At 39.0% G+C, this 4,100-nt stretch carries 3 protein-coding genes; 1 reads left to right on the forward strand and 2 read right to left on the reverse strand.

All coding sequences use genetic code 11. The features are described from left to right. The first annotated feature begins 345 nt into the window (after positions 1–345). Positions 346–1,782, forward strand: a complete 1,437-nt coding sequence (gene hpnJ / locus P9B04_RS15865) for a hopanoid biosynthesis associated radical SAM protein HpnJ (protein WP_342055960.1) — start codon at positions 346–348, stop codon at positions 1,780–1,782. A 110-nt stretch (positions 1,783–1,892) separates the two neighbouring features. On the opposite strand, the gene P9B04_RS15870 is transcribed toward hpnJ, so the two are convergent. Together P9B04_RS15870 and P9B04_RS15875 are read right to left on the reverse strand one after the other, a co-directional pair. Beyond that, positions 1,893–2,549, reverse strand: a complete 657-nt coding sequence (locus tag P9B04_RS15870; RefSeq protein ID WP_342055961.1) for a hypothetical protein — start codon at positions 2,547–2,549, stop codon at positions 1,893–1,895. Between the two features lie 1,040 nt (positions 2,550–3,589). After that, positions 3,590–4,100, reverse strand: a 511-nt coding sequence (locus P9B04_RS15875) for a tetratricopeptide repeat protein (RefSeq protein ID WP_342055962.1), incomplete at its 5' end; no start/stop codon positions are given.

The following is a 4,100-nucleotide window of genomic DNA, read 5'->3' on the forward strand; positions in this document are numbered from 1 at the left end:
CAGGAGGCAGGAGGCAGGAGGCAGGAGGCAGGAGGCAGGAGGCAGGAGGCAGGAGGCAGGAGTCAGGAGTCAGGAGTCAGGAGTCAGGAGTCAGGAGGCAGGAGGCAGGAGGCAGCCGTCGGCTGTTTGAGATTCATTGTACGCTGAACGCTGATAGCTGATAGCTGAACGCTGATAGCCGAACGCTGAACGCTGATAGCTAACAGCTAACTACCATAGATTACATCTTTATTAATTAATTGATCAGTCAAGAGAAAATTCGTTAGCATTACGAAAACTTGCTCATTCGGTATGTGTACCTATGAGTAATGTACGCGATTAATATGTTAACGGTAAGGAAAAAACATGAAGAAAACCTTATTTTTGAGTCCTCCTTCTTTTGAGGGTTTTGATGGGGCAGCAGGTGCTAGATATCAAGCAAAACGAGAGATTACCTCTTTTTGGTATCCCACTTGGTTAGCTCAACCGGCGGCTTTAGTTCCAGGTAGTAAGTTAGTGGATGCTCCCGCTCATTATCAAAGCGTTGAGGATGTCTTAAAAATTGCTAAGGACTACGAACTGGTTATTATGTATACCGGTACTCCCACCTTACCCAACGATGTCAAATGTGCTTCAGCTATTAAAGCCCAAAACCCCGACACACAAGTAGGTTTATTAGGGGCGCACGCTGCAGTTTTACCCAGTAAAACCCTTGAAGATCACCCCATTATAGACTTTGTTTGTCGCAACGAATTTGATTACACTTGTAAGGAATTAGCAGAAGGAAAACCCTACCAAGAGATTAAGGGGCTAAGTTATCGTGACAAGTCCGGTAACATTAAACATACCGAAGAACGGGAGTTAATTCACGATTGGGACTCTATGCCCAGTGTTTTCCCCATGTACGATCAACACCTCAGTTTTCGTAACTATTTTATCGGTTATTTACTCCATCCTTACGTTTCCTTGTACACAGGCAGAGGCTGTCCGGCACAATGTACGTTCTGTTTGTGGCCTCAAACCATCGGGGGACATCAATACCGCGCTAAAAGTCCGGAAGCTGTGGGCAAAGAAATGGCTTTAGCTAAGTCCATTTGGGGTGATGAAGTTCGGGAATATTTCTTCGATGACGATACTTTTACCATCGATAAAAAACGGGTTATGGCTATTAGTGAACACTTGAAAAAGCTTGACCTAACTTGGAGTTGTAACGCCCGTGCTAACTTAGATTACGAGACCCTAAAAACTTTACGAGACAATGGTTTACGTCTCTTATTAGTAGGCTTTGAATCTGGAAATCAAGGGATACTAGACGGGGTGAAAAAAGGCATCAAATTAGAAGTTGCCCGTAGGTTCATGAAGAACTGCAATAAACTAGGTATTAAAGTACACGGGGCATTTATTCTCGGTTTACCCAACGAAAGCAGAGAAACTATTGAAGACACTATCCGCTTTGCTTGTGATATTAGTCCTCATACAATTCAAGTTTCTATTGCTTCCCCTTATCCTGGCACAGAATTGTACAAACAAGCGCAAGAAAACGGTTGGTTTACTAATAAGAATTTAGTAGCAAGTTCTGGTATTCAACTTTCTACTTTACAGTATCCTAATCTTTCTGCTGCGGAAATTGAAGAAGGGGTTGAACAGATGTATCGTCGTTTCTATTTCCGTCGTCAAACCATTGTACCTATCGTTAAAGAAATGTTAGGAGATCCGCAAATGTTAGTACGTCGTTTGCGGGAAGGACGGGAATTTATGGCTTATCTAAAAGAGCGTCATACTCGTAGTTTAGTTAATGTTTAGATAGCAGTTAGCCGTCAGCAGTCAGCAGTCAGCAGTCAGCTTTTTTGCCTTAGTTTTAAGCTGATAGCTGATAGCTGATAGCTGAAAGCTAAACACTAATAGCTAACAACCTACGATGAACGTTCTAAAATACCAAGTCCTTCTAATAGTTGAGGTTCAGTTTCTAAAGCTATTTTTGCGATCGCAATAAAGTCTCTTAACCAAAGTTGTAAGTTTGTTAGGGCTTTATTTTTAAATTGAGTGGCGTTTTGTGCGTCTCCTTTTCCTTTTTCCTGCATTAAACTAGCAGTTTCTAAGTCGTCGGTGTCGTTTTGTGCTGCTTCTAATTTGATTTTTGTTATTCCGTATTCGGTTAACTTTTTGAGAACTTCGGGATCATTTAAAGCATTTTGATAAAATTGTTTAGCTTGGTTTAACCATCCTGAAAGGGTCTTTTTTCTTTCTCCGTTTAATCCTAATGCCCTAGCAACTCCTGTATTATTTTTAAAGGCTACTCTGGAAATTTTAACACAGCGCATATAACTTTCTTTGGCTTTTTTCCACATAGTATTAACTGTTTCTGTGGAACTCATTTGTTGTCCGTATTCTTGTTGTTGTTTCTGACAAGCTTCTAAGGCAATGTTGTAGAGTTTTTGTCCTTCTTGTAGTTTAATTTTGGTGTAACCGTATTGATTAAGATAGGTTTGAATTTCTACAAAGGTTAAAGCGTTATCAATGGCAACATGGGCGCGGTACAAAAAAAGGTCTGTTTTTTCTCTAATAACCATAATGTTAATGAAATCAAAAATCAAGCAGCAATTTGAGTTAATTTAGTTTTTCCCTTTTAATTAGTGTAAATAGTCAGTCTGTAATATTTCTTTATGAGTAAAGAGTATATAGCAGTTCTCATACTTGTGAAGTACAAATTTTTCTAGTTTTAGGAGTCAGAAGGCAGGGGGCAGGGGGCAGGAGTTAGGTGTATTTTATGAGTTCAAAAAAAGCTATAAACTGGTGGCAAATATTAAACTGACATCTTGCACCAGCACATAAAAACTTAAATTATTAAGCAGTTCCTCACTCCGTTCCGGCGCTATCGCACAGCGTTCGGCTTTCATGTCTTAGCTGAAAGCGTTAAGCTTATGTTTAATCTCACTCACAGTAGATGATAGAGATTGATATGTTTCAACTGATGGCTGATAGCTGATAGCTGAATGCTTACAAACTAGCCAGTTTTATCGAAGGTGCAAGATGTGAGTTATATGTACTTTATGAGTCTGAGAAAAGCTATAGCTGAACAGTAATAGCAGTTTTCAATTGGGTGTATCAAAATCTCGGCTGAGTGAGGGTGGGGAGTGTACTTCGACTTCGCTCAGTAACAGGGAGGAGTGGGAAGTGTGGGGAGTATATTTTTTTTACTATGTAATCTATGCAAATGAAAATTGCTGTAAAAGGTAAATAGTTACAGAGGAAAAAAGGAGAGTGGAGTCATTTTGGAAGGGTGATCAATAATTTAGGACTATTGATTAATTATTCTGCAACAAGCGTCAATTATTCAGTAGCAGTGGTTAATAGTTAAGGACTATTGATCAATTATTTTGCAATAAGTGTCAATTATTTTTCGGTATTAAGCAATCATTTTGCAACAGTGATCAATAATTTTTCAACACAGATACACTGTTATAGATAAAGAATAAATGATAGTCAAGATAAGACTTTTAATATAGCAGTTCTCACATTTGTGAGGTACAAAGGTTATCTCTTTGAGGCAGAAGGCAGGGGGCAGAAGGCAGGAGTTAGGTGTACTTCATGAGTCCGAGAAAAGCTATCTTTATGATTGAGACTCTCTCAACATAGGTAAATTATTTCGCATGATAACTGTGTAAGGATGATCAACCCCTAATTTCTCTTCTGCAATAGCTACTGCTTCAATATATAAGGGTTCTGCTTCTGTGTATCTTCCTTGCTTATCGTAGAGTAGGGCTAAATTATTTAAACTGGTAGCTACATAAGGATGGCGATCTCCTAATAACTCTTTATACAAAGTTAAAGCATCTTTAAACAAGGGTTCTGCTTTTGAGTATTTTCCTTGCTTATCGTAGAGTAGGGCTAAACTAATTAAACTGGTAGCTACATAAGGATGGCGATCTCCTAATAACTCTTTACACAAAGCTAAAGCATCTTTATACAAGGGTTTTGCTTCTGTGTATCTTCCTTGGTTTTTGTAGAGTAGGGCTAAACTAATTAAACTGGTAGCTACATAAGGATGGCGATCTCCTAATAACTCTTGGCTCTTTATGGATTTCAGGGATCTGATGCAGAGGGAAGTCTTAAACCAGTAT

It is taken from the genome of Crocosphaera sp. Alani8 (assembly GCF_038442745.1).
In the GTDB taxonomy this organism is placed as follows: domain Bacteria; phylum Cyanobacteriota; class Cyanobacteriia; order Cyanobacteriales; family Microcystaceae; genus Crocosphaera.

Excerpts from the sequence above, each read along its gene's own strand:
- P9B04_RS15870 (WP_342055961.1), bottom strand. The coding sequence starts at position 2,549 with ATGGTTATTAGAGAAAAAACAGACCTTTTTTTGTACCGCGCCCATGTT.
- hpnJ (WP_342055960.1), top strand. The coding sequence starts at position 346 with ATGAAGAAAACCTTATTTTTGAGTCCTCCTTCTTTTGAGGGTTTTGAT.